We start from the raw sequence: 22,949 nt of genomic DNA, 5'->3' as shown, positions 1-22,949 counted from the left end.
TGCGATGATGGTAGAGCCAGAGCAAACTGCCGCCAATCATAATTCTGCGATACCTCAAAGTGAACTGCTGTGGTTAGAATTGTCAACCTTAGCGGGTACTGCGGGCATGGCTGGTGTGGATGAAGTAGGACGAGGTGCTTTGTTTGGCCCTGTAGTAGCAGCCGCCGTTATGCTACCAGAGTGTGCTTGGCCAGAATTGATGGCAGCTAAAATCAAAGATAGTAAAAAGCTGTCTAGCTCTCGCAGAAAGGAACTAGCACAGCAAATTTGTGCATTAGCCATAGACTGGAAAATTGGCTTCGCTTCCACTGCGGAAATTGACCAAATCAACATTTTGCAGGCAACACTGTTAGCAATGAAGCGGGCTGTACTCAAACTGAAAGTACAGCCTGCACTGTGCTTAATAGATGGGAATCAGTCAGTCAAAGACTTGTTATTACCCCAACAAACAATAGTCAAAGGAGACGAGCGATCGCTCAATATTGCCGCCGCGAGTATTGTGGCTAAAGTTTGGCGTGACGAGCTAGTAGTGCGCTTGGCATCCAAGTATCCCATGTACGACTTAACAAGTAACAAGGGCTATGGTAGTCAAAAGCATTTACTAGCTCTGCAAAAATACGGCCCTTCACCGTTGCACCGTAGATCCTTTCGTTCTTGTCAAATTCAAAGTTGAGGTGAAATTAAACGCAGAGACTTCTATAGTAGCTAGTGTGATTTAGTCTGGTTAAAGCCCATTAAGAGTAAATTTACTCGATGTTCAACATGGGCAATTCTGCGCTATCTTCGTTCAGCTTTTGGACATTCGTTTGAGAAATTACCCAGCGACGATAATCGGCTAACAGCTGATGTAGTAGCCTCTGTTTTACCGTCAATAGCACACTCTTAAGTAAACCATTACCAGTGGTTTCTAAAATTGTTTTGGGAGTAAAGCAAAATGGTGGTGGTAGCTCTACCTGCACTTCTAAATCAGCTTTGCCTTGCAGGTGTGTACCTGTACTGAGTTGTGATGGTGATAAGTATCCTTTTAAATTCAAAGCAAAACGTTGATTAATATACTCAACACCAAGAATTTCACAACCTACAGATCGCAAACAAATAGTGCCATTAGATTCTGCCCAGACTCTCATGTCTACAGTTGGTTGCAAACTAAGTGACATAAAAGTCAGAGGACGCATTTTCAACCGAAATACTTCTTCTGAAATTTGCTGAATGCGATTATTGTCAACTAAAGCATGAACCAAACGTTGTGGTTGACGCAAGTAGTGCTGAATAGGAATAGGCTGCTTTGGAACAGCAATTTCAACTGATTGAGAAGCCGTAAACCGGGTAGCCATGAGTAAATGAATATATATGTTGTTTAATTTTAATATTTTTTAATATATTAGATTGATTTTGAGATAAAGTCTCAGCTTTATTGATTATAAAAACTATTGTGACTCATAAACTATACATTATGAATAATAAAGTTAATAATTTGATGACTATCTTTAGTTAGAGAAATATATTAGTAATCATCAAAATTAATCATTGACAAATTAAATATTATATGCAACTAAAAATCTGCCAATAATAAAATTTTGAGCAATTCTCTGAGGAATTAAAATACAGATTAATCAGCAGAATTTATTTCAGAAAATGGCTGTTAAGAATGTGTAGTTTACCTATCTGTAAACAAATCAAACTTGCACCTCAAGGCTAAAAAGATGACACTAGCGATCGCACATTTAGGGCCTCCCGGTACTTATGCAGAGCAAGCAGCTGTTTTTTATCTCAATTGGCTGGCTCAAACAACAGGAGTTGCAGCTACTTTACGTCCTTATCCCAGCATTGCTCAATCACTCCAAGCTGTTGCTAAAGGAGAAACGCAGTTGGCAGTTGTGCCAGTGGAAAATTCCATAGAAGGCAGTGTCACCATGACAATGGATACATTGTGGCTATTGGATAGTTTGCAAATTCAGCTAGCTTTGGTATTACCTATCGCCCATACTTTAATTTCCTGTGCTACAAGTTTAGAGCAGATAAAAACTGTTTATTCTCACCCACAGGCGTTGGCTCAATGTCAAAGCTGGTTAGGGCAATTTCTCCCAACAGTACAGATAATTCCCAGCAATTCCACTACCGAAGCATTACAACTACTAACGCAAGATTTAACAGCTGCGGCGATCGCATCTATGAGAGCAGCTGAACTCTACAATCTGCCAATACTAGCCACTGGTATCAACGACTATCCAGAAAACTGCACGCGCTTTTGGGTAACTAGCCAAGCTCAAACTGAGATTTCGCCACAGAAATATTCCACAACAAATACCCATACTTCCTTAGCTTTCAGCTTACCCGCTAATCTCCCAGGCGCACTTGTCAAACCCCTGCAAATATTTGCTCAACGAGAAATTAACCTCAGCCGCATTGAATCTCGCCCAACAAAGCGCTCTTTGGGGGAATATTTATTTTTTATGGATTTAGAAGCAGACCGCAATTCACCCAAAATGCAATCTGCTTTGGCAGAACTTAGCACCTACACAGAAATTTTAAAAATTTTTGGTAGCTACAGTATCCTACCGATTACAACTCTAAAGTCAGTAGAATCCATTGATTAACTTATAATTTTTGATTAAAAGTGTCTTTGAGAACTGTACGAGCTGCCAAGTGATTGCGAGTAGAAGTCAAAATTTCCGATTCTCTTTCCAACCGAGCCGCTGTATCACGCATTTCTAGCAATGACTGCTGTTCTGCGGCTACCCCATAAAGGTTACTTGCTACCCAATAAGATAACTCGGTAGGCAGATCGGGTACATCTTCTGGTAGTTCAATATTTTGTTCAGTTAACTTCGCTGAAAGACGCACAACATCTCGTAGCAGTTGTTCTACCTCTGAAGCTAAAGGTCGCAAATCTTTTGTTGGTGTTTGGTCTTCAAACCACTCAACCAAAGCCACCCGGTAGGGTTTTTCGCGAACATATTCTAAAACACGAAATCTTTGCTGACCTAAAGTTAACATTTTCATCCGGTCGTCTGGCAGTCGCTGGTAATGAATAATCTCTGCACAGCAACCAACATTAGCAATGGTACCTTTGACTGGATCGACCATCAAAACCCCAAACCTGCGATCGCTTTCAAGAATCGTATTCATCATGATTCGGTAGCGAAATTCAAAAATATGCAGGGGTAATGGTCTGCCAGGAAAAAGAACTACTTCAGGTAACGGGAACAGAGGTAGTTCGCGAACTGCAATTCTAGAAGAGGATGTCATAGTTACTCTGGTATAAATTTAATCGTTAAAATTTATGAGTCTCTGTTTCTCCCGTACAATGTTTACATTCTATCATTTGTTTTCAAGCTCAGAAAAAGCCCTGAGAGATATTTCTTCAGGGCTGTGTAAGTATTAATACAAAAGTGACGATCAAGAGTCGAAGGTCAATAGTGATTATGCATTTGACCGTGCCAATTTTAGATTTTAAATTTGGGATTTTGGATTGTTTCTGATAAAATCCCTGCCTCTTTTGGAGCCACTCTCTTGGTTGAGTTTCCCACGCCAATCCGCACAAGGGCGGGAACTTCCACAAGCGACTGACTCGACTTAAGAGAAGTGGCGTGGCGGAACAAATCTAAAATCCAAAATTGTTTGACTTTGGACTATGGATTTATAAAATTAAAGTTTTACTTCGATGTCCACACCAGATGGCAGATCTAGCTTCATCAGAGCATCAATAGTTTTAGAAGAAGGTTGATAAATGTCAATAATCCGGCGATGGGTGCGAGTTTCAAAGTGTTCGCGGGAATCTTTATCTACGTGAGGCGATCGCAATACACAATAAATCTTACGTTTTGTTGGTAAAGGAATAGGCCCAATAGCTGTGGCGTTAGTGCGGTTAGCGGTGTCTACAATCTTCTCGCAAGATGTATCCAATAAACGACGATCAAAAGCTTGTAAGCGGATTCTAATTTTCTGCTGCTGTAGAGTTGCCATCTTTAGTTTTCTTGGTTCTGATTATTTAAGGGACTTTCAGAGGTTAGAGATTGGGGACTGAGAAGTTGGTAATAGAGATAAAATTTCCATCCCTAATGCCTAATTCCCAATTGATAATCTCTTAAATGGAAGGAAGAGAAAGGAGCAGAGAGTTTGGCATCTCTGCTCCTTTTGAATTAAGTGAAAAGGTGCTATTTGATGATCTTAGAAACGACACCAGCACCGATGGTACGACCACCTTCACGAATCGCAAAGCGCATTCCTTGCTCAATTGCGATCGGGTTGATCAATTCTACAGTCATCTTGATGCGATCGCCTGGCATTACCATTTCTGCTGCGCCGCCATCATCTGCGGTGAAAGCTTGGATGGTGCCAGTTACATCTGTTGTCCGTACATAAAACTGGGGACGGTAGCCAGAGAAAAATGGGGTTTTCCGACCGCCTTCTTTTTCTGTCAGAACGTACACTTCACCTTCAAATTGAGTGTGAGGCGTAATGGAACCGGGTTTAGCTAGTACCATACCCCGTTCAATATCTGTCTTTTGGATACCACGCAGTAGTACACCTGCGTTATCACCCGCTAGACCTTCATCCAGGCTCTTCTTGAACATTTCGATCCCGGTAACAGTGGTGTTGCGGGTGTCTCTAATGCCCACTAACTCTACCACATCACCAACCTTAACTTTACCGCGTTCAATCCGACCGGTAGCGACAGTACCACGACCAGTGATGGAGAATACGTCTTCTACAGCCATCAAGAAGGGTTGGTCAACAGCCCGCTCTGGAGTGGGGATGTAGGAGTCTACAGCATCCATCAGTTCATAGATTTTATCTACCCACTTATTCTCACCACGTTGGGTCTTGGGGTTAGCAGTCATTGCTTCCAGTGCTTGTAGACCAGATCCTTTGATGATGGGAATGTCATCGCCAGGGAAATCGTAGCTAGAAAGCAGTTCTCTGAGTTCTAGTTCTACTAGTTCTAGCAGTTCTGGGTCATCCATTAAGTCTTCTTTGTTCAAGAAGACAACCAAGCTGGGAACGCCTACCTGTTTTGCTAGCAGGATGTGTTCGCGGGTTTGGGGCATGGGTCCATCGGTAGCAGCTACTACTAAAATCGCTCCGTCCATTTGGGCTGCACCAGTGATCATGTTTTTCACATAGTCAGCGTGACCTGGACAGTCTACGTGAGCATAGTGGCGATTTTCGGTTTCATATTCAACGTGAGCGGTATTGATAGTAATACCCCGCGCCTTTTCTTCTGGTGCGTTGTCGATTTGGTCGTAGCCTTTAGCTACAGCTTGGCCAAGAGCTGCCAAGGTCATGGTGATGGCTGCTGTTAATGTTGTTTTACCGTGGTCAACGTGTCCAACAGTACCGATGTTAACGTGGGGTTTCTTCCTTTCAAACTTTGCGCGTGCCATGAATGCTCGTTTCCTTTTTTAATTAAGCGTTCCCTTTGCTTTTTGCAATGATTGCCTCAGCCACGTTGCGAGGCACTTCGTCGTAGTGGCTAAACTCCATTGAGAAGATGCCCCGACCCTGAGTCTTCGACCGGATATCGGTGGCGTAGCCAAACATTTCTGCCAATGGGACTTTAGCAGTCACTTTAGCAAGACCTTGCTCAGATCCCATACCCTCAATTTGCCCACGACGGGAATTGAGGTCACCCATGACATCGCCAAGGAAGTTTTCTGGAACTTCAACCTCGACTTTCATCATAGGCTCTAAAAGAACGGGCGCAGCTTTGTGAGCCGCTTCTTTCATCGCCATAGAGCCGGCGATTTTGAAAGCCATTTCTGAAGAGTCTACATCATGGTAAGAGCCATCAACCAAAGTAGCTTTCACATCAATGAGTGGATAGCCAGCTAAAATACCAGATTCGCAGCATTCTTTCATTCCTTGTTCTGCGGGGCCAACGTACTCTTTGGGTACGGAACCACCAACAATCTTAGAAACAAATTCAAAGCCGCTACCAGGTTCACCAGGTTCTAAATCGATCACAACGTGACCGTATTGACCTTTACCACCACTTTGGCGAATAAATTTACCTTCGACTCTAGTGACTGGTTTACGAATTGTTTCGCGGTAAGCTACTTGGGGTGCACCCACATTTGCTTCCACTTTAAATTCGCGTAACATCCGGTCTACGAGAATTTCCAGGTGTAGCTCTCCCATCCCTGCAATCACTGTTTGGTTGGTTTCAGGATCGACGTGGACACGGAAGGTCGGGTCTTCTTCTGAGAGAGATTGCAGTGCCTTGGATAGTTTATCCATGTCGTTCTTGGTTTTGGGTTCAACCGCCACCGAGATCACAGGCTCAGGAATGAATAGAGATTCCAGAATTACTGGTGATCCTTCATCAGTAATGGTGTCACCTGTTAAGGTATCTTTCAAACCCAACGCTGCGCCTAGATCCCCAGCCCGCATTTCTTCGACATCTTGTCGTTCATCGGCTTTCAAAATAACTAGGCGAGAGATACGTTCTTTCTTACCTTTAGTAGCGTTGAGAATGTAGCTACCCTTCTTCAGGACACCAGAATAAACGCGTACAAAGGTTAAGCGACCGTATGGGTCAGCCATAATCTTGAATGCCAGCGCTGATAAAGGTTCGTTATCATCAGCCCGACGTTCAACGGTATCACCGTTAGGCAATGTACCTTGAATGGCTGGTACATCAATTGGCGCTGGCAAGTAATCTACAACTGCATCCAGCATTAGCTGTACGCCTTTGTTTTTAAATGCTGAACCGCAAAGCACTGGCACAATCGTACCTGCAATTGTTCCTTTCCGTAGAGCAGCCTGAATTTCCGCTTCTGTAAGTTCTTCGCCCTCGAAGTACTTAGTCATCAGATCGTCATCAGTTTCTGCTACTGCTTCGATGAGTTTGGTGCGGTGTTCTGCTGCTTGCTCTTGCAAGTCGGCAGGAATTTCAGTTTCCTGAATATCTGTTCCTTGATCGTTGTTGTAAATATAGGCACGCATCCGTACCAGGTCAACGATGCCTTTAAATTCTGTTTCGCTACCAATTGGCAGTTGAATGGCAATAGCATTTGCTCGCAAGCGATCGCGCATTTGTTCGTGAACTCTGTAGAAGTTCGCGCCTGTACGATCCATCTTGTTGATAAAGGCTATCCGAGGCACTTTATAGCGGTCTGCTTGTCGCCATACTGTCTCTGATTGGGGTTGTACGCCACCTACAGAACAGAACACGGCGATTACACCATCCAACACACGCATGGAGCGCTCAACTTCAATAGTGAAGTCAACGTGACCTGGAGTATCGATAATGTTTATTTGATGATCTTTCCAGCTGGTACTAATAGCAGCCGCGGTGATGGTGATTCCTCTCTCCCGCTCTTGCTCCATCCAGTCTGTGACGGCTGTTCCTTCATGGACTTCGCCAATCTTATGAATTATCCCAGAGTAAAACAATATTCTCTCTGTTGTTGTTGTCTTGCCCGCATCTATATGCGCCGCAATACCGATATTGCGTACTCTCTCTAGCGGGATCGTACGTGCCACAGTAGCCTCCTATAGTTTTTGCCTCATGATATCTTGTATATTACTCTTTGTTAAGATTCTATACTTTTACGGAAAACCGTCTTTTTTGAAAATCAGCGATATATCGCTCTTTAATGCACGATATACCGCTTCTCGACTTAGTAACGATAGTGAGCAAAGGCTTTGTTGGCTTCTGCCATGCGGTGTGTTTCTTCCCGCTTACGAATGGCATTGCCGGTTTCATTAGCAGCATCCATTAGCTCATTAGCTAATTTGCCTGCCATTGTCCGTCCGGCTCTAGAACGAGAAAATTGTACCAGCCAACGTAGCGCTAGGGTAGTACCCCGTTCTGAACGCACTTCCATTGGTACTTGGTAAGTTGCTCCACCAACTCGGCGAGCTTTTACTTCTACTAGAGGCGTTGCATTCCGCACTGCTCTTTCAAAGGTCTCTAGAGCAGGATTACCAGTGCGTTCCTCGATAGTTTTGAGTGCATCATAAACAATGCGTGCCGCCAGTGATTTTTTACCATGACGCATTACTCGCCGCATGATCATGCTAACTAGGCGGCTATTATAAACTGAGTCAGGCGGAACTGGTCGCCTTTGACTAACACCACGACGTGACATACTTCACCCTTAATTCGGTTTTGGCAACGAAATTATATGCTATCAGACACCGGAAACTAAAAGCGGTAGGAAACGCCGCTCCAACTTCCTCATTTTTTCATCTTACAGATGCAGCCAGGCAAACTTAACTTTACTTGTTACCTGCTATCAGACAAACAAGGGGACAACATTAATAAACCTTAATATCTAGATTAAAGCGTTGCTGTCACTCAAATACGATTTGGATCAAAATATCCTACACTTGCTCGCTTAGTGCAGGACTTGATTTGTTGATACAGACACAAGAACTATAACTAATGCTGCGATCGCAAATGCCAGTTTTTTCTCCCTCAGCTATTCTAGGCTAGACGATTAATCGTGATTCATGCGATTAACCGCCTATTCCCTATTTTTTCGCTTCTTTGGGACGTTTGGTTCCATACTTGGAACGGCCTTGTTTACGGTCTTTGACTCCCGCTGTATCTAAAGTTCCACGAATGATGTGGTATCTCACGCCAGGAAGGTCTTTAACCCGACCGCCACGAATCATCACAACTGAGTGTTCTTGCAAGTTGTGGCCAATACCTGGAATGTAAGCTGTTACTTCAAATCCAGAAGTCAGCCTGACTCTTGCCACTTTCCGCAGTGCTGAGTTAGGCTTTTTAGGCGTAGTTGTGTATACTCTGGTACAAACACCCCGACGTTGTGGGCATTGCTTCAGAGCCGGAGATTTGGTTTTCTGACGCGCTTGTTCGCGTTCATTACGGATGAGCTGCTGTATTGTTGGCATGAGTTACAGCGCGTAAGCTGCTTAGTGTCTAAGTTTTAACAAATCCTAATTATAACTTTTTTCAAGGTTTCATGTCAATTATTATTTGTGATTTGGGTCAGTTGCTCAGGAATAGTGGTTTTTACTACTGATGATTGCCCAATGAATCTTGATTCAAGTTAAAAGAATTACCACAGCCACAAATAGAACTTGCTTGGGGATTTTGGAAGCGAAAGCCACCACCCATCAGATCTTCTGAATAATCAACTGTTAATGCATCAACGTATTTTAAACTATCTGCATCTACAACTAATTGGATGCCATTCAGGTCAAATACGCGATCGCCAACCTTTACTGTCTCATCAAAAGACACATCATAAAACCACCCAGAACAACCTCCAGGTTTAATTGCTAAACGGAATAAAACGTTTTGCGGCTGCTTCAACTTTAATCGCTTAATTTCACTAGCAGCAGCTGGACTCAATTGCATCATGGAATTTATTGTACAAATTTCCAACTCCATATTTACAGTATTACAGAATGGGGATTGGGGATTGGGGATTAGGGATTGGGGATTGGGGATTAGGGAGATGAGGAAGCAGAGGAGAAATTTCCGTTACCAATTACCCATTACCCATTACCAATTACCAAACACCAAATCATAAAAAATCCCACCGCATAGAAGGTGGGATGAGTATAGAAAACTTATAAGGCAAAAATAAGGCTAAATGAGCGATCGCATTTTAACGGCTTTGATCGCCAGTGCGGGCATAATCATCTTGATAGCGGATAATATCGTCTTCACCTAAGTATTCACCATTCTGTACTTCAATCAGCACTAAGGGAATTACGCCAGGATTTTCTAGGCGGTGGGCTGTACATTGAGGTACATAAGTAGACTGATTATTGCTTAACAAAACTTCTTTATCACCACAAACTACCCTAGCTGTACCAGACACAACAATCCAGTGTTCGCTACGGTGATGATGCATTTGCAGGCTGAGGCGATGTCCAGGCTTTACTTCAATGCGTTTAATTTTATATCCCCGCCCCTCTTCTAAAACTGTAAAAGAACCCCAAGGGCGTAATTCAGTTGCTGCAACGCCTCTGGAAGTGATCGCTGGAGGTAAGGGCAGAGTGTTAGTTTGTGTTGTTTCTGAAATTTGAACCATAGTTACCTCATTTAAAGACATAACAAACCGTCTGTACTCTAGGAACCATTGATGAGAATTCTGGCGTTACCGTGCAGTTGCGAAAATCGAGAATCTTGTCGCACCTTGCCAACGATAACAAAAGCAATCTTGAGGATGTAAAAGACTGACACTAAAACTACAGCGTCTATACCAATTCTTCATCAAACACAAGGGCAGCTTTTTCTTAACTTTATGAAGGGATTGAGGATTGGGTAATTGGTAATTGGTAATCGGTAATTGGCAGAAATAAGAAATAATCAATAACAATGCCCCATGCCCCATGCCCCATGCCCCATGCCCCATGCCCTAAATCACTTTTGTTCCAAGAAAATACCTATGCCGTTGTGGACACGTGCAGCAGTACTTGGAGAACGATCAATTAATTGCCCTCCTAAGTAGAGACTGGTAGAACTACCACCATCTAAATTGAGTGCATCTACACAACCTAGAAGTTGCATTAGCCTTGCGTGTTCCGCTAAGGTAGGGCCAGGGCCGCCAGCACGGTTATGTACAGCAGCAATCATCAAACTACCTGTGGCATTTGTGCAAATAGCACTACGAATGGCTTTTTCGGCAATAAAAGCATCACTGAATTTTTCGCTCTTAGCATCGAGGACAATTTGACGGTTTTTGATTAGTAGTGGCCCCGCACCGATGATATTGGCATAACGATTAAATTCATTAGGAACTGTGCCACTTGTAATACTAACTGCGCTACCAACGGGTAGTTGAGCAGCAGTATTCACAGCATTACCTCGTAAAGTTACAAGATAGCCATCTGGAGGAATAGGAAAGTTAGTTTGCCCAGCTTTACCACCTGGTAATTGATTGGTAACTTGGTCTTTCTGAACAGTCAAGATGATTTCGTTATCTGTGAGGGGAGTGTAGGTTTGACCCCACGTTGGCGTATAACGAGCAACACCACTCTGAACATAAGCACTATTAACAAACAGAATTGGCGATCGCAAATTATTGGGAGCAATTAAAGTTTCCTGTAAGGTGAGGCGATCAAAATAAAATTCGCCGGAGTCATTCCAAGCGATCGCACCTCGGTTTAATATCGGGCCTGATATCCACTGACCATTTTGGCGAATAGCACCTAAAGGTAAGCGATTATTGCGGTTAAAATAACCACCATTAATTGCTGCTGCTGCTGAGAATTTAGGTGCCATTTGCATTAACGGTGCAGTCCCTACCGCACCATTAACATTACCGCGAATAGGTTTGAGCGTTAGCCCAAAAGCACGGGGATTAATTTCTAACCAAACAACTGGAAAGCGTTCTGTGCCTAAATTAACTAACTGCTGCCGCCAGTTCAATCCCCTAGCCCAAGTAATATTCTTTTCTACTAAAGCATCGGGTCGAACTTCGATAATTAAGCGGTTGGGATTAGTAACAGTATTAATTCGGGGAGACAATCCAAATGGAATGCTCAAACTAATTACCGTTTGGTTGTTCGCTACTTCTACTTGCTTGATCAATGCTTCTGATGTAGGGGTGGGTAATAATTGTTTGAGCAGATTTGGTATTGGTGCTGGTGGTAAGGGAGTATACCTTTGGATTAAAGCTGGATCAGCAATGCCATCGATAGTAATTTTCCAGATTCTATGAGGAATTTTAGGAGCTTTAGCTGTTGCCGTGTCAGGATCTTGCGGACTTTTAGCTGGTAATTCTTGTGTAACTTGCCAAGGAGTTGGTCTGTCTAAATTGATAATGACGCGATCGCCAAAACTTTCTTGATTTTGTGAGATTTCTGTGACATTCGCAGCAGGTGTAGAAATTGCTAAAATGTTGCCATTGGCTTGTATCTGCCATCCGGCTGTTTGAGCAAAATTAGTAATATCTAAATAACGATATCCTCTTTGCAACCAAGCATCTAAAATTAATGGTGCTGTACTAGACGAAAACCAATTTATGGGTTGTCTAGCTGGATTGTTGCTGCTCAACAAATCTACGCCAATTAATTGCCTAAGTACGCCATCACTCAGATGAGTTGTCAGTTGATCGCCAGTTCCTGGTCGCTGCAACCAAGCTCCTGATAAAGTACGACCATTGAGCAATATTTGATTGCCAGAGGCGATTACTCTAGAAAAGGGAGCTTGAGTAGACTGGGGCTTGATTGATGGTGTGGAAATATTTGTTGGGGGTAACTGTTGGGCCCTTGTAACACTGGTAGTATATAAACACAGCGCTGTAGCGATTATTGGCGAAATCGGAGCCAAAACCAACCTGCTATGACTTCTTTTAGACACAGCAGTATGGCATTTGTGTCGATAATTATGCGGCATTTTTAACATGATTTGCTGGTACTTGTGAAAGCTATCACCCAAAATTGATGTTGACTGATGATGCAGAAATCTAAAACAATAACGATCAAAGCTTTGAAAAAACGTGATAATATATATGATGGCTTGTTGTCTCTTGCAGACACAAAAGGGCATTTTTGACTAAACAACCACTGCAATTAAGTGTTTTAACTGGCACTTCCAGTAGTCTAAAACGGTAGTTTTAGAGATTAGCGCTGGATTAAAATATTCCCTCCTCACCGATGTTTGCTACTGTTGCTACTTAAGTGAGGTATAGCTAGTAGTAACGCAAGTGGCAATCGATAATTAACCAAAATCTAGATAACAACGGAAATATTTAGGAATTGTCAAATGGGCATATAGTGTAATAGGCTGATTTTGTTACCGCAATCAGGTAATTTCGGCAACAAAATTTAGTGAAGCGATCAGATTGATTTTCGTTTCAGGTGAGCTATTACTAGCTTTACTTGAAAAATAGCCATCATCTGGAAAAGCAAGAATTGAGAAACTACTTAGCTTCACGCAGGATATAAATATAAAGACATTTAGGGCAAAAGTAATTTGTCTAACTCAGCATAAACACATAAAAAAATAACGCGATTATTTTAACACGGGAGAACAACAACAACTGACCGAAGTTAAAATTTTTTTTCCCTAAATTTCGGTGAATGTTTATATTCTCCACTGCTAAATCTTAGAAATTTTCTCATTGGCGGCGGCAAAATTAGTAACTCAGCATTTCAGGATTAGGCTATGAATAATACACCAAGGAATCAAGTGCAGAACATGTCATTTGCAGATACGGAAAAAGATAGTTATCAGGGTCAAAGGTGGTTAGTTGAGGAAAGAGATGCCTGTGGTGTGGGATTCATTGCCCATCGCCAAAATTCTGCGAGCCACGAAATTATTGCCAAAGCCTTAACAGCCTTAACTTGCTTAGAACATCGGGGTGGTTGTAGTGCCGATCAAGATTCCGGGGATGGTGCAGGTATATTGACCGCTATACCTTGGGAGTTGTTCCAGCAAGAGTATATCCAAAGGGGGATAGAATCTTCATCTACAGGCAATTTGGCTGTGGGGATGATCTTTTTACCCCAAGACCCCCAAGCAGCCGCCAAATCCCGAGCAATGGTTGAGGAAATTGCGGCTGAGGAAAAATTCGCTGTATTGGGCTGGCGCGTAGTTCCAGTACAACCTGATTCATTAGGGATACAAGCAAAAGAAAATCAACCTCAAATTGAGCAGATTTTTCTAGCTGCTGCCAACAAAAGTGGCGAAGAACTAGAAAGGGCACTTTATATTACCCGTCGTCGCATTTTTAAAGCCGCGAAAAGTATTTCCGATGACTTTTATGTTTGCTCGCTGTCGAGCCGGACAATTGTTTATAAAGGCATGGTGCGTTCCGCAGTGTTGGGAGAGTTTTATCTCGATTTAAAAAATCCAGCTTACAAAAGTGCCTTTGCTGTTTATCACCGCCGATTTAGCACCAACACTATGCCCAAGTGGCCCTTAGCGCAACCAATGCGGTTGTTGGGACATAACGGTGAAATCAATACTTTGTTGGGTAATATTAACTGGATGATGGCGCGAGAAGCGAGTTTAGCGCATCCAGTTTGGGGCGATCGCATTGAGGAATTCAAGCCCTTAGTTCATATTGACAATAGCGACTCTGCCACTTTAGATAACGTCTTAGAACTATTGGTGCGTTCTGGACGCAGTCCCTTAGAAGGCTTGATGATGCTGGTTCCAGAAGCTTACCAAAATCAGCCTTCATTACAGAATTATCCTGAGATTACCGATTTCTACGAGTACTACAGCGGCTTGCAAGAAGCTTGGGACGGGCCAGCACTTTTAGTATTTAGTGATGGGCAAAAAGTTGGTGCCACATTAGATCGTAACGGTCTCAGACCAGCTCGCTATGCAATCACCAAAGACGACTACATTGTCGTCGCTTCCGAAGCTGGTGTAGTAGACTTACCAGAAGCTAACATCGTGGAAAAAGGTAGACTGGGCCCAGGGCAAATGATTGCCGTGGATTTAACTACCAATGAAGTGCTGAAAAATTGGGAGATTAAACAGCGGATTGCGAAGCAACACCCCTATGGGGAATGGTTGCAAAAGTATCGCCAAGACCTGAAATCGTTGGTAGCTGATAATTCTGCAGCCAGCAATGGTAATGGCAATGGCGCAACCAACAGCAACGGGTATGCTGCAACTAACAACGGACACATACCCACAGAAAAAATTGACAGACAAACCTTGCTGCAACATCAAGTAGCCTTTGGTTACACCACAGAAGATGTGGAAATGGTGATTCAGCCAATGGCTATGCAAGGTTCAGAGCCAACTTTCTGTATGGGTGATGATATTCCCTTAGCAGTGCTGTCCGAAAAACCCCACTTGCTGTATGACTATTTCAAACAGCGCTTTGCTCAAGTCACCAACCCAGCTATTGACCCCCTCAGAGAAAAGCTAGTTATGTCTCTGAAGGTCGAACTAGGCGAACGGGGTAACTTATTAGAAGTCAAGCCAGAATATGCTAAGAGAATCAAACTGGATTCGCCAGTCCTGACCGAAGCAGAATTAGAAGCAATTAAACTCTCTGGCTTTACAACTGCTCAATTGTCAACTTTATTTGAAATTGCCGCAGGGCCAGAAGGCTTAAAAGCAGCAGTCGAGGCTTTACAAGCCAAAGCTGCGGAATCGGTGCGCGCGGGTGCGAAGATTTTGATATTGAGCGATCGCTCTCCTCTAGGAACCGAATATAGCTATATTCCACCATTGTTGGCTGTAGGTGCAGTACACCATCACCTGATCCGTGAAGGGTTGCGGATGAAAGCATCCCTGATTGTTGATACTGCTCAATGTTGGAGTACGCATCACTTTGGCTGTTTGATTGGCTATGGTGCTGGTGCAGTTTGTCCTTATATGGCTTTAGATACTGTGCGCGATTGGTGGGGCGATCCGAAAACCCAACAGTTTATGGCTCGTGGTCAAATTGCTAGCATTACCCTAGACCAAGCGATCGCTAATTATCGCAAAGCCATCGCCTCTGGATTGCTGAAAATTCTCTCAAAAATGGGAATTTCGCTGCTTTCTAGCTATCAAGCAGCGCAAATATTTGAAGCTATTGGGATTGGTGCAGATTTATTAGCACTAGGATTTAAAGGCACAGCTTCCCGCATTGGTGGGTTGACTGTCAGCGAGTTAGCCCAGGAAATTCTCTCCTTCCATCACAAAGCTTTCCCCGAACTCACAATTAAGAAGTTAGAAAACTTGGGCTTTGTGCAGTACCGTCGTGGTGGCGAATACCACATGAATAGCCCCGAACTAGCTAAAGCATTGCATAAAGCTGTAGATGGCAAGCAATACGACCACTACGAAGTTTACAAACAACACCTGCAAAATCGCCCAGTCACCGCCTTGCGCGACTTGTTAGATTTCCAAAGCGATCGCGCTTCCATTCCTTTAGAAGAAGTCGAATCAATTAGCGAGATTGTCAAACGCTTCTGCACAGGTGGGATGTCTTTAGGTGCGTTGTCCAGAGAAGCCCACGAAACTTTAGCGATCGCCATGAACCGGATTGGCGGTAAATCCAACTCTGGGGAAGGTGGCGAAGATCCAGTCCGCTACAAAGTTTTAGATGATGTTGATGAATCTGGCCAATCAGCTACTCTGCCTCATTTAAAAGGGTTGCGGAATGGTGACACCGCTTCCAGCGCCATTAAGCAAGTTGCATCGGGCAGATTTGGTGTCACACCTGGTTACTTAGCTAGCGCCAAACAAATTGAAATTAAAATTGCTCAAGGTGCCAAGCCTGGGGAAGGCGGACAATTACCAGGGCCGAAAGTCAGTCCTTACATTGCGATGTTGCGGCGTTCCAAGCCTGGTGTCACATTAATTTCCCCACCACCACACCATGACATCTATTCCATTGAAGACCTCGCCCAGCTAATTTTTGACCTGCATCAAATTAACCCGAAAGCACAGGTATCTGTGAAATTAGTGGCAGAAATTGGTATTGGTACCATTGCGGCTGGGGTAGCGAAAGCTAACGCTGATATCATCCAAATCTCTGGACATGACGGCGGTACAGGTGCCTCACCGCTAAGTTCGATTAAACACGCAGGTTCACCGTGGGAACTGGGATTAAGTGAAGTGCATCGCGTCCTGATGCAAAATAGCCTGCGCGATCGCGTCATTTTGCGTGTAGATGGCGGTCTCAAGAGTGGCTGGGATGTGCTAATCGGTGCATTGATGGGTGGCGAAGAATTTGGCTTTGGTTCCATCGCTATGATTGCTGAAGGCTGTATTATGGCGCGGATTTGCCATACCAATAACTGTCCTGTCGGTGTTGCTTCCCAAAAAGAAGAACTTCGCAAGCGGTTCTCCGGTATGCCAGAACACGTGGTTAACTTCTTCTACTTTATTGCAGAAGAAGTGCGGAGTCTGTTGGCGAAACTAGGCTACCGTTCGCTATCGGAAGTAATTGGACGCGCAGATTTGCTCAAACAGCGCGAGGATATCAAACTCGCCAAAACCCAATCACTCAACCTCAACTGCTTACTGCAGTTACCAGATACCAAACATGACCGTAGCTGGTTAGTGCATGAAGAAGTTCACAGCAACGGCCCGGTTGTCGATGATGAATTGCTGGCCGATCCAGATATTAAAGCGGCAATTCGCCACCAATCTACCATCGCTAAAACCGTGAAAATCGTGAACACCGATAGAACAGTCGGTGCGAGGTTAGCAGGTGCGATCGCTTCTGAATATGGCGATAGTGGCTTCGCAGGACAAATTCATCTCAACTTCCAAGGTAGTGTAGGGCAAAGTTTTGGAGCCTTCAACCTCCCCGGAATGATTCTCCGCCTAGAAGGAGAAGCTAACGATTATGTCGGTAAAGGAATGCATGGTGGTGAAATCATCATCAAACCTCCCGCTAATGCTACTTATAACCCTGCACAAAACGTGATTGTCGGCAATACCTGCCTCTACGGTGCTACTGGTGGGGTGCTATTTGCCAACGGTTTAGCGGGAGAACGCTTTGCTGTACGTAACTCCAAAGGTTTAGCAGTCATTGAAGGCGCAGGCGATCACTGCTGTGAATATATGACTGGTGGTGTGATTGTCGTCCTGGGTAAAGTCGGACGCAACGTCGCTGCGGGGATGACTGGCGGATTAGCTTACTTCTTGGATGAAGATGGTTCTTTCCCGGAATTAGTCAATAAGGATATTGTCAAAATTCAGCGAATAGTCACAGAAGCCGGGGAGAAACAACTGCAAGAATTAATTCAAACCCATTGCGATCGCACTGGTTCACCAAAAGCGAAGTTAATTCTGCAAAACTGGCAAGAATTCTTACCTAAATTCTGGCAATTAGTTCCACCTTCAGAAGCTGATAGTGCGGAAGCAAATCCCCAAATAAAACAGTTGAGTACAGTTTAGTATTTGAGTTGAATTGTTAGGGATTTCCTAACATCATCAAAATCTAACTTCTTCTTGTGGGGTGGGCCGAAAAGCCCGCCCTCTTTTTTTTCAAGCATGAAAATCTATATTTCCCATGCCCTATGCCCCATGCCCTTTTTCATAGGTCATAACAAAACCCCACCTAAGCTTTGAAAGGCTAACGCCAATACCTAAAGCTAAGGTGGGGTAGTTTAACTATTCAGTTAACTTAAATAGTAAATTATTAGTAATTAACTCTTACTTTTTATTGGCAATTAACTTTTGGTCTTTATCTTGCATTTCTAAAAGTTCTGGAATAGTCACAAAACTGTAACCTTCTTTCTTAAATCTGGCAATAATAGTTGGTAAAGCTTCTACTGTTTGGGAACGATTGCCACCACCATCATGCATCAACACGATTCCGCCTGGTTTTGCTTCCCTAAAAACATTATTGATTAACCGTGGCACACTTGGACGGGAGTAGTCCATAGAGTCTGAAGACCACATAATAACTGCATACTTACTATTCTTCGCATAATTAGCTACGCCATTATGCATCATGCCTCCTGGTGGTCTAAACAGATTTGTTTTTACACCCGTCGTTTTAAAAATTATGTCTGTTGTGTTGTCAACTTCATAAGCAGCTGTTTGTGCATTCATAAAATGATACCAGTGATGCCACGTATGGTTAGCAACAGTATGACCTTCCGCTGCTACCCGCTTTAAAATGTCGGGAAAATTCTTGACATTCTGTCCTACGACAAAAAACGTTGCTTTGATATCATTTTTTTTGAGAATATCTAATACTTGTGCAGTACTCTCAGGCCAAGGGCCGTCATCAAAAGTCAGTGCAATGACTTTTTGTCCTTGAGTGAGTTTTGCTGCTTTGATGGTCGCCCCTACAACACTTGCTGGTAAAGGATAAGCCATACCCTTAGCTTGGGCTTGTTGTTGCCAGCTTGTCAGCATTGTCGCCTTTAAACTTTCTATCCGCTGTTGAGTTCCTGCTTGAGCAGATATAGTAGTTTCACTTATACTAGGCTGACCTTGAGCATCAGAAGCATTTGGTTTGACAAGCATCATCAAGCCCAGACTGAAAGTCCCAACTAAGCCAACTAATGCAATCAATATTCCTTGTGGCCAAAAAAACGACTTACTGTTTTCCACTTAATATAGCTCCTTCAAGGGACGAACCATCAGTTAAGTACCTGACGGTAAGTTATAACACATTTTCTCTAGATACTTAGATACAAATATAACTACTGGTAATCCTGAAATTTGAATCAAGATTAACAGATAATTTATCAATCGGTCATATAGATATAACAAGCTTCACTGAAACCCAGATAATCTGGCTTTATGAGAACCTATCTATAGGGTATTTGGTAGTGTGGAATGCCCAAGCCCAAAACCGCAAAGATTGGGATTTGCACTTGTAAATATCAATAGTTAAATCTAAGAAACAGTACAATCCGATGATTGACTGCACTTTTATAAGGTTTATGCTAGCAGGATTACTGATTTGACTCAGCTACATTGTCTTATGAGTTGATTAATTTGCACACTCTTTACCTCTTAGTAATAAGCTTTGTTTTGCTTTTATGCAAGAGGTTGACTTCCCAATTAGCCTATATAGAAGGCTACATATACGCTCCTCGCATTGAAAGGATTATTCAGTTTCATAGTTTATCAGGTATATTGTACTGCTGAGAGTGATTTTTTTCTTTTTAAAAAAAAGTTAAATTGTCAACTCTCTGACTGTTGCTGTTTGATGCCATTAAATAAACAGACTACATTCAATCGAATATAGTTTCTCATTGCTTAAATAAACTTAGTCGTTAAGCTAGATACTCTTTACTAATGACATCAAATAAAATTTTATTTGGATCTTAGTTAGGGATTTTGATCCGGATACTTTCAAGAGTAAGTATCTAAAGAATTGTTGCTAATGGTAAATAGTTAAAATCAGCAAACATTTCCACACTTTATCAATGCACAAGTTTAAGAATTGACGTATATATTCCTATAATTTAAAAGCTATATATTACCGTAGTTTTACTTAAAAAGCTGAAAGAGATGGCTGTAATCATATCATAACTTTGATTTCATTTAAATATAATTTCTACTGTGATGGCTGTCATCAGCAGTTTTAAAGTATTTTTATAAAATAGATAGTTTTAGATTATACAGCGTAACCTAAAATTGATGCTGATTGCATAGATCAAGTTTCCTCTTACCTAACAGATTGCGGCTGAGTACTGAAACTAAAAGTTGAGGCTGGGCATTAATAATGACACAAAGTATAGCACCTATGTAAACAGTATTAAAGCCAAGTTAGCAGTATTGCTTAAGGAAAACATTTAGAGTAAAAAATAAAACTCAGCAGTGTATACTCCGATCACGACTGCTGAGAATAGGAATGATGAATGAGATGCGATCGCCACTCAGGTGTCACTTCAGTACTAAAATACCTTCCAGAGGAAAAATACCAGCAGTTAATGCTCAACAACAGTATTGATGAGTTAGTAGTCAGCACTAATATACAGCATAGGGCTATAGGAATCAGACTAAATTCTTGACTAAGAATCTGTTTCTAGAAATCGTACGTCAAGATGATGATGGGCAATTGAACATATAAATTCATAGTTTGAACTATGTAAGCATTGAGAGTTTGTGGGCACAAAATCATCCTTTGGTTAAATTTGTTTAATAAAATATGACTTCTCCCAATTTTTCTAGAGTCAATAAAGATTACTTCATATTATTCATAATTTGGTTGATTGCCTTAATTATAGATAGGACATGGTTTCTCTTAGATGAATCGATACCTGCTTACGATCAAAGTGCCCATTTAACAATGGCATTACACCATTATCGAGTTTTTCAAGATTTTAATCTTTTCTCTGGTGATTGGTGGTTATCTTTATGGCAGCGCAGTCAGAGTTACCGCGCACCTTTTGTTTATATTTGTACTGTACCTTTTTTCTTCTTATTTGGTAAAGGATACGATCAGGCTACTTTAGTGAATTTATTATTTACTGCAATAATTATTGTATCCGTATATCATTTAGGCAAATATTTATTTAAAAGTTGTCAGGTGGGTATAACCGCCAGCATATTTTGTCTGTTATTTCCTATTTTAGGAATTATGCGGACAGATTATTTATTAGATTATGGTTTAACGGCAGTTGTTATCTTTACTTTTACAATTTTAACTGTTTGGAAAGATAGTTTTACAGGTTTTTATTCTTTAATGTTAACCCTGAGCCTAGGATTAGGAGTAGGGTTGATTATGCTGGCTAAACCAACAGGATTTATTTTTATTTTATTACCTAGTATCTGGCTATTTATTAGCTTTATTAGAAAACGCCAATATATTAAACTTCTACAAACAGGTTTAGCTTTAACTGTAGCTTGGTTAATTTGTGGTTTTTGGTACGGCTTAAATTGGTTAACGATTATTACCTCTGCATTAAATGCTAACAATGTTGGCAAAGCCGAAGGCGATCCACCAGCCACAACTCTTGCTGGATGGTTAGTTTATCCAAATATGCTGCCTGAAAGTATTGGAATACCAATATTATTTACTAGCATTGGTATTTTATTGGTTTATCTAATTAAAAATAAATTTAAAAAGGAAGCAATTAAAGCTATATGGCATCAACCTGGTTTAAATTGGTTATTAATCTTTTTATTCAGTAGTTATATATTCTGTTCCCTAGGCACAAATAAAGATATTAGATTTATTTTGCCAGTCTTTCCTGTTATTAGTTTGATTTCGGCTTATTTATTTCATTTAATTGAGAATAGATGGTTTGATAGAATCAGATTTACGGCTATTGGGCTAAGTGGCATAGTTTTACTCAATAATTTATTTCCATTACCCCTAATTCAAGCATGGGGAGGAAAGCATTTACCTAATGATGAAGGTAAAAAATATCCTTTAACACAATTAATCGATAAAATTAACCAAACTAATCCCTATTTAAGGACAACTTTAGGAGTAATTCCGGTTTCTACTCCTCAAGTTAATGAGTTTACATTAGATTACTTTGGTACATTAGCTGATTTTCGCGTCTCTGGTAGGAAATTAACTACTAATTTATCTCAAGTAGAGCAAGATTTAGAAAATTTTTCTTGGTATGTGACTAGAGATCATGAACCAGATGAACCTGGTGAAAGAGGGGAAACTAAGCGCAAATTAAAATCTTTAGTTGAATCCTCTGCTGATTTAAAATTACAAGGTGAATGGGGATTGCTTAATGCTGATAAATTACGAATATATCAGCGTGTAAATCCGGCTGTGGTGGTTGAAAAATTAAATGATAGTAATGTTGCCATTAGTTTAAAGCAAGTAATAGCAGCTAATCAGTTAATTGTGGGTAAAAATAATTCTATTACTTATCAAATAACGGGTTCATGGGATGATTTGCAAAATGGCTTATTACTTTTAAAATGGCAAAATGAACAATCGGCTTGGTATCATGATCATGGCATTGCTTTAGGTAATTTATATTGTGGACTGAAATGCCATCCCCAAGGTAGTTTTCAAGTCACGGAAAATCTGTCTACATTTATCCCAAAAACGCTACCAATCGGGAAATATCAACTATCAGCCATGTCTTTGGATAGAAGAAACAGCAAAGTTACGCCTTTAAATGTTCCTAACGCTAGTGTAGATGTGACAAATACAGGAAATATAGCAAAATCACCAGCATTAGACTTAGTTTCTCGAATGTCGCAATTAGCCGGAGAATTTCAGCAGGGTAAGCTAGATAATATATTTGTACAAGTTGGTAATTTTAACCAATATGATGCTAACAAAGATTATTTAAATCAAATTGAATTCGCGGCTAATTATTATTTACAGAAGGAACCTAATAACCTCAATTGGCGTTATACTCTAGCTTTATCGCAACTTTTACAGCGCCAAGTTCCAGAATTAATTCAAAATTTAACAGAAATAACTAAATATGATGCCAAAAATCCTTATGCATGGCTTTACTTAGCGTTTGTTTATTTATATAATTTTCAACCTAGACAAGCAGAACCAAAATTAGCGATCGCAGAAAAACTCAAACCAGATGTACCCGAATTAAAGACTCTAAAAACAGTCACAAATATCATGAAATTTTTGCCGTTAATTCACTTTTAAAAT

Annotated in this window: 15 protein-coding genes; 4 read left to right on the top strand and 11 right to left on the bottom strand. The window is 41.6% G+C overall.

What is annotated here, in order from left to right; all coding sequences use genetic code 11:
• The first annotated feature begins 7 nt into the window (after positions 1 to 7).
• Positions 8 to 673: a ribonuclease HII gene (locus AACU25_RS28740; protein ID WP_096581519.1), complete on the top strand. Its 666-nt coding sequence runs from the start codon at positions 8 to 10 to the stop codon at positions 671 to 673.
• A gap of 73 nt (positions 674 to 746) precedes the next feature.
• Here the strand turns inward: AACU25_RS28740 and AACU25_RS28735 are convergent, their stop codons facing one another.
• Positions 747 to 1,334 (bottom strand): DUF1997 domain-containing protein, encoded by a 588-nt coding sequence (locus AACU25_RS28735; protein WP_096581517.1) that lies wholly within the window; start codon positions 1,332 to 1,334, stop codon positions 747 to 749.
• Positions 1,335 to 1,703: 369 nt separating this feature from the next.
• Here AACU25_RS28735 and pheA point away from each other — a divergent pair, with 369 nt between their 5' ends.
• Positions 1,704 to 2,597, top strand: a complete 894-nt coding sequence (gene pheA / locus AACU25_RS28730; RefSeq protein ID WP_096581515.1) for a prephenate dehydratase — start codon at positions 1,704 to 1,706, stop codon at positions 2,595 to 2,597.
• A 1-nt stretch (position 2,598) separates the two neighbouring features.
• Here pheA and AACU25_RS28725 read toward each other — a convergent pair whose 3' ends face one another.
• The 9 genes from AACU25_RS28725 to AACU25_RS28685 form a co-directional block, all read right to left on the bottom strand.
• Complete coding sequence (locus tag AACU25_RS28725; protein ID WP_096581513.1) at positions 2,599 to 3,249, bottom strand: LON peptidase substrate-binding domain-containing protein; 651 nt, start codon at positions 3,247 to 3,249, stop codon at positions 2,599 to 2,601.
• A 399-nt stretch (positions 3,250 to 3,648) separates the two neighbouring features.
• The gene (rpsJ, locus tag AACU25_RS28720; RefSeq protein ID WP_010998474.1) at positions 3,649 to 3,966 is read right to left on the bottom strand and encodes a 30S ribosomal protein S10; all 318 of its coding nucleotides are present in this window, start codon (positions 3,964 to 3,966) and stop codon (positions 3,649 to 3,651) included.
• 191 nt (positions 3,967 to 4,157) lie between these two features.
• The gene (gene tuf, locus AACU25_RS28715) at positions 4,158 to 5,387 is read right to left on the bottom strand and encodes an elongation factor Tu (RefSeq protein ID WP_096581511.1); all 1,230 of its coding nucleotides are present in this window, start codon (positions 5,385 to 5,387) and stop codon (positions 4,158 to 4,160) included.
• 22 nt (positions 5,388 to 5,409) lie between these two features.
• A complete protein-coding gene (fusA, locus tag AACU25_RS28710; protein WP_096581509.1) occupies positions 5,410 to 7,488 on the bottom strand; it encodes an elongation factor G in 2,079 nt (692 codons plus the stop codon).
• Positions 7,489 to 7,625: 137 nt separating this feature from the next.
• On the bottom strand, positions 7,626 to 8,096 hold the full coding sequence (gene rpsG / locus AACU25_RS28705) for a 30S ribosomal protein S7 (protein ID WP_045868171.1): 471 nt from the start codon (positions 8,094 to 8,096) through the stop codon (positions 7,626 to 7,628).
• Between the two features lie 385 nt (positions 8,097 to 8,481).
• The gene (gene rpsL / locus AACU25_RS28700) at positions 8,482 to 8,865 is read right to left on the bottom strand and encodes a 30S ribosomal protein S12 (RefSeq protein WP_012410236.1); all 384 of its coding nucleotides are present in this window, start codon (positions 8,863 to 8,865) and stop codon (positions 8,482 to 8,484) included.
• A 124-nt stretch (positions 8,866 to 8,989) separates the two neighbouring features.
• Entirely contained in the window at positions 8,990 to 9,337 is a 348-nt protein-coding gene (locus AACU25_RS28695) for an iron-sulfur cluster assembly accessory protein (RefSeq protein WP_096581507.1), read from the bottom strand.
• 250 nt (positions 9,338 to 9,587) lie between these two features.
• Positions 9,588 to 10,016 (bottom strand): phosphomannose isomerase type II C-terminal cupin domain, encoded by a 429-nt coding sequence (locus tag AACU25_RS28690; protein ID WP_096581505.1) that lies wholly within the window; start codon positions 10,014 to 10,016, stop codon positions 9,588 to 9,590.
• 332 nt (positions 10,017 to 10,348) lie between these two features.
• Positions 10,349 to 12,334: a phosphodiester glycosidase family protein gene (locus tag AACU25_RS28685; protein ID WP_190445801.1), complete on the bottom strand. Its 1,986-nt coding sequence runs from the start codon at positions 12,332 to 12,334 to the stop codon at positions 10,349 to 10,351.
• Positions 12,335 to 13,096: 762 nt separating this feature from the next.
• Between AACU25_RS28685 and gltB the strand changes: the two genes are divergently transcribed.
• Positions 13,097 to 17,791, top strand: coding sequence for a glutamate synthase large subunit (gene gltB, locus AACU25_RS28680; RefSeq protein ID WP_096581503.1), 4,695 nt, complete (start codon positions 13,097 to 13,099; stop codon positions 17,789 to 17,791).
• A 258-nt stretch (positions 17,792 to 18,049) separates the two neighbouring features.
• Here the strand turns inward: gltB and AACU25_RS28675 are convergent, their stop codons facing one another.
• On the bottom strand, positions 18,050 to 18,958 hold the full coding sequence (locus AACU25_RS28675; protein WP_045868176.1) for a polysaccharide deacetylase family protein: 909 nt from the start codon (positions 18,956 to 18,958) through the stop codon (positions 18,050 to 18,052).
• 1,549 nt (positions 18,959 to 20,507) lie between these two features.
• On the opposite strand from AACU25_RS28675, the gene AACU25_RS28670 reads away from it, so the two are divergent.
• A complete protein-coding gene (locus AACU25_RS28670; RefSeq protein WP_096581501.1) occupies positions 20,508 to 22,946 on the top strand; it encodes a hypothetical protein in 2,439 nt (812 codons plus the stop codon).
• Positions 22,947 to 22,949 lie beyond the last annotated feature (3 nt).

The sequence above is a fragment of the Tolypothrix tenuis PCC 7101 genome (assembly GCF_963874875.1).
In the GTDB taxonomy this organism is placed as follows: domain Bacteria; phylum Cyanobacteriota; class Cyanobacteriia; order Cyanobacteriales; family Nostocaceae; genus Aulosira; species Aulosira tenue.
The sequence above is the reverse complement of the archived record's forward strand: the minus strand, read 5'-3'. Positions and strand labels throughout refer to the sequence as shown.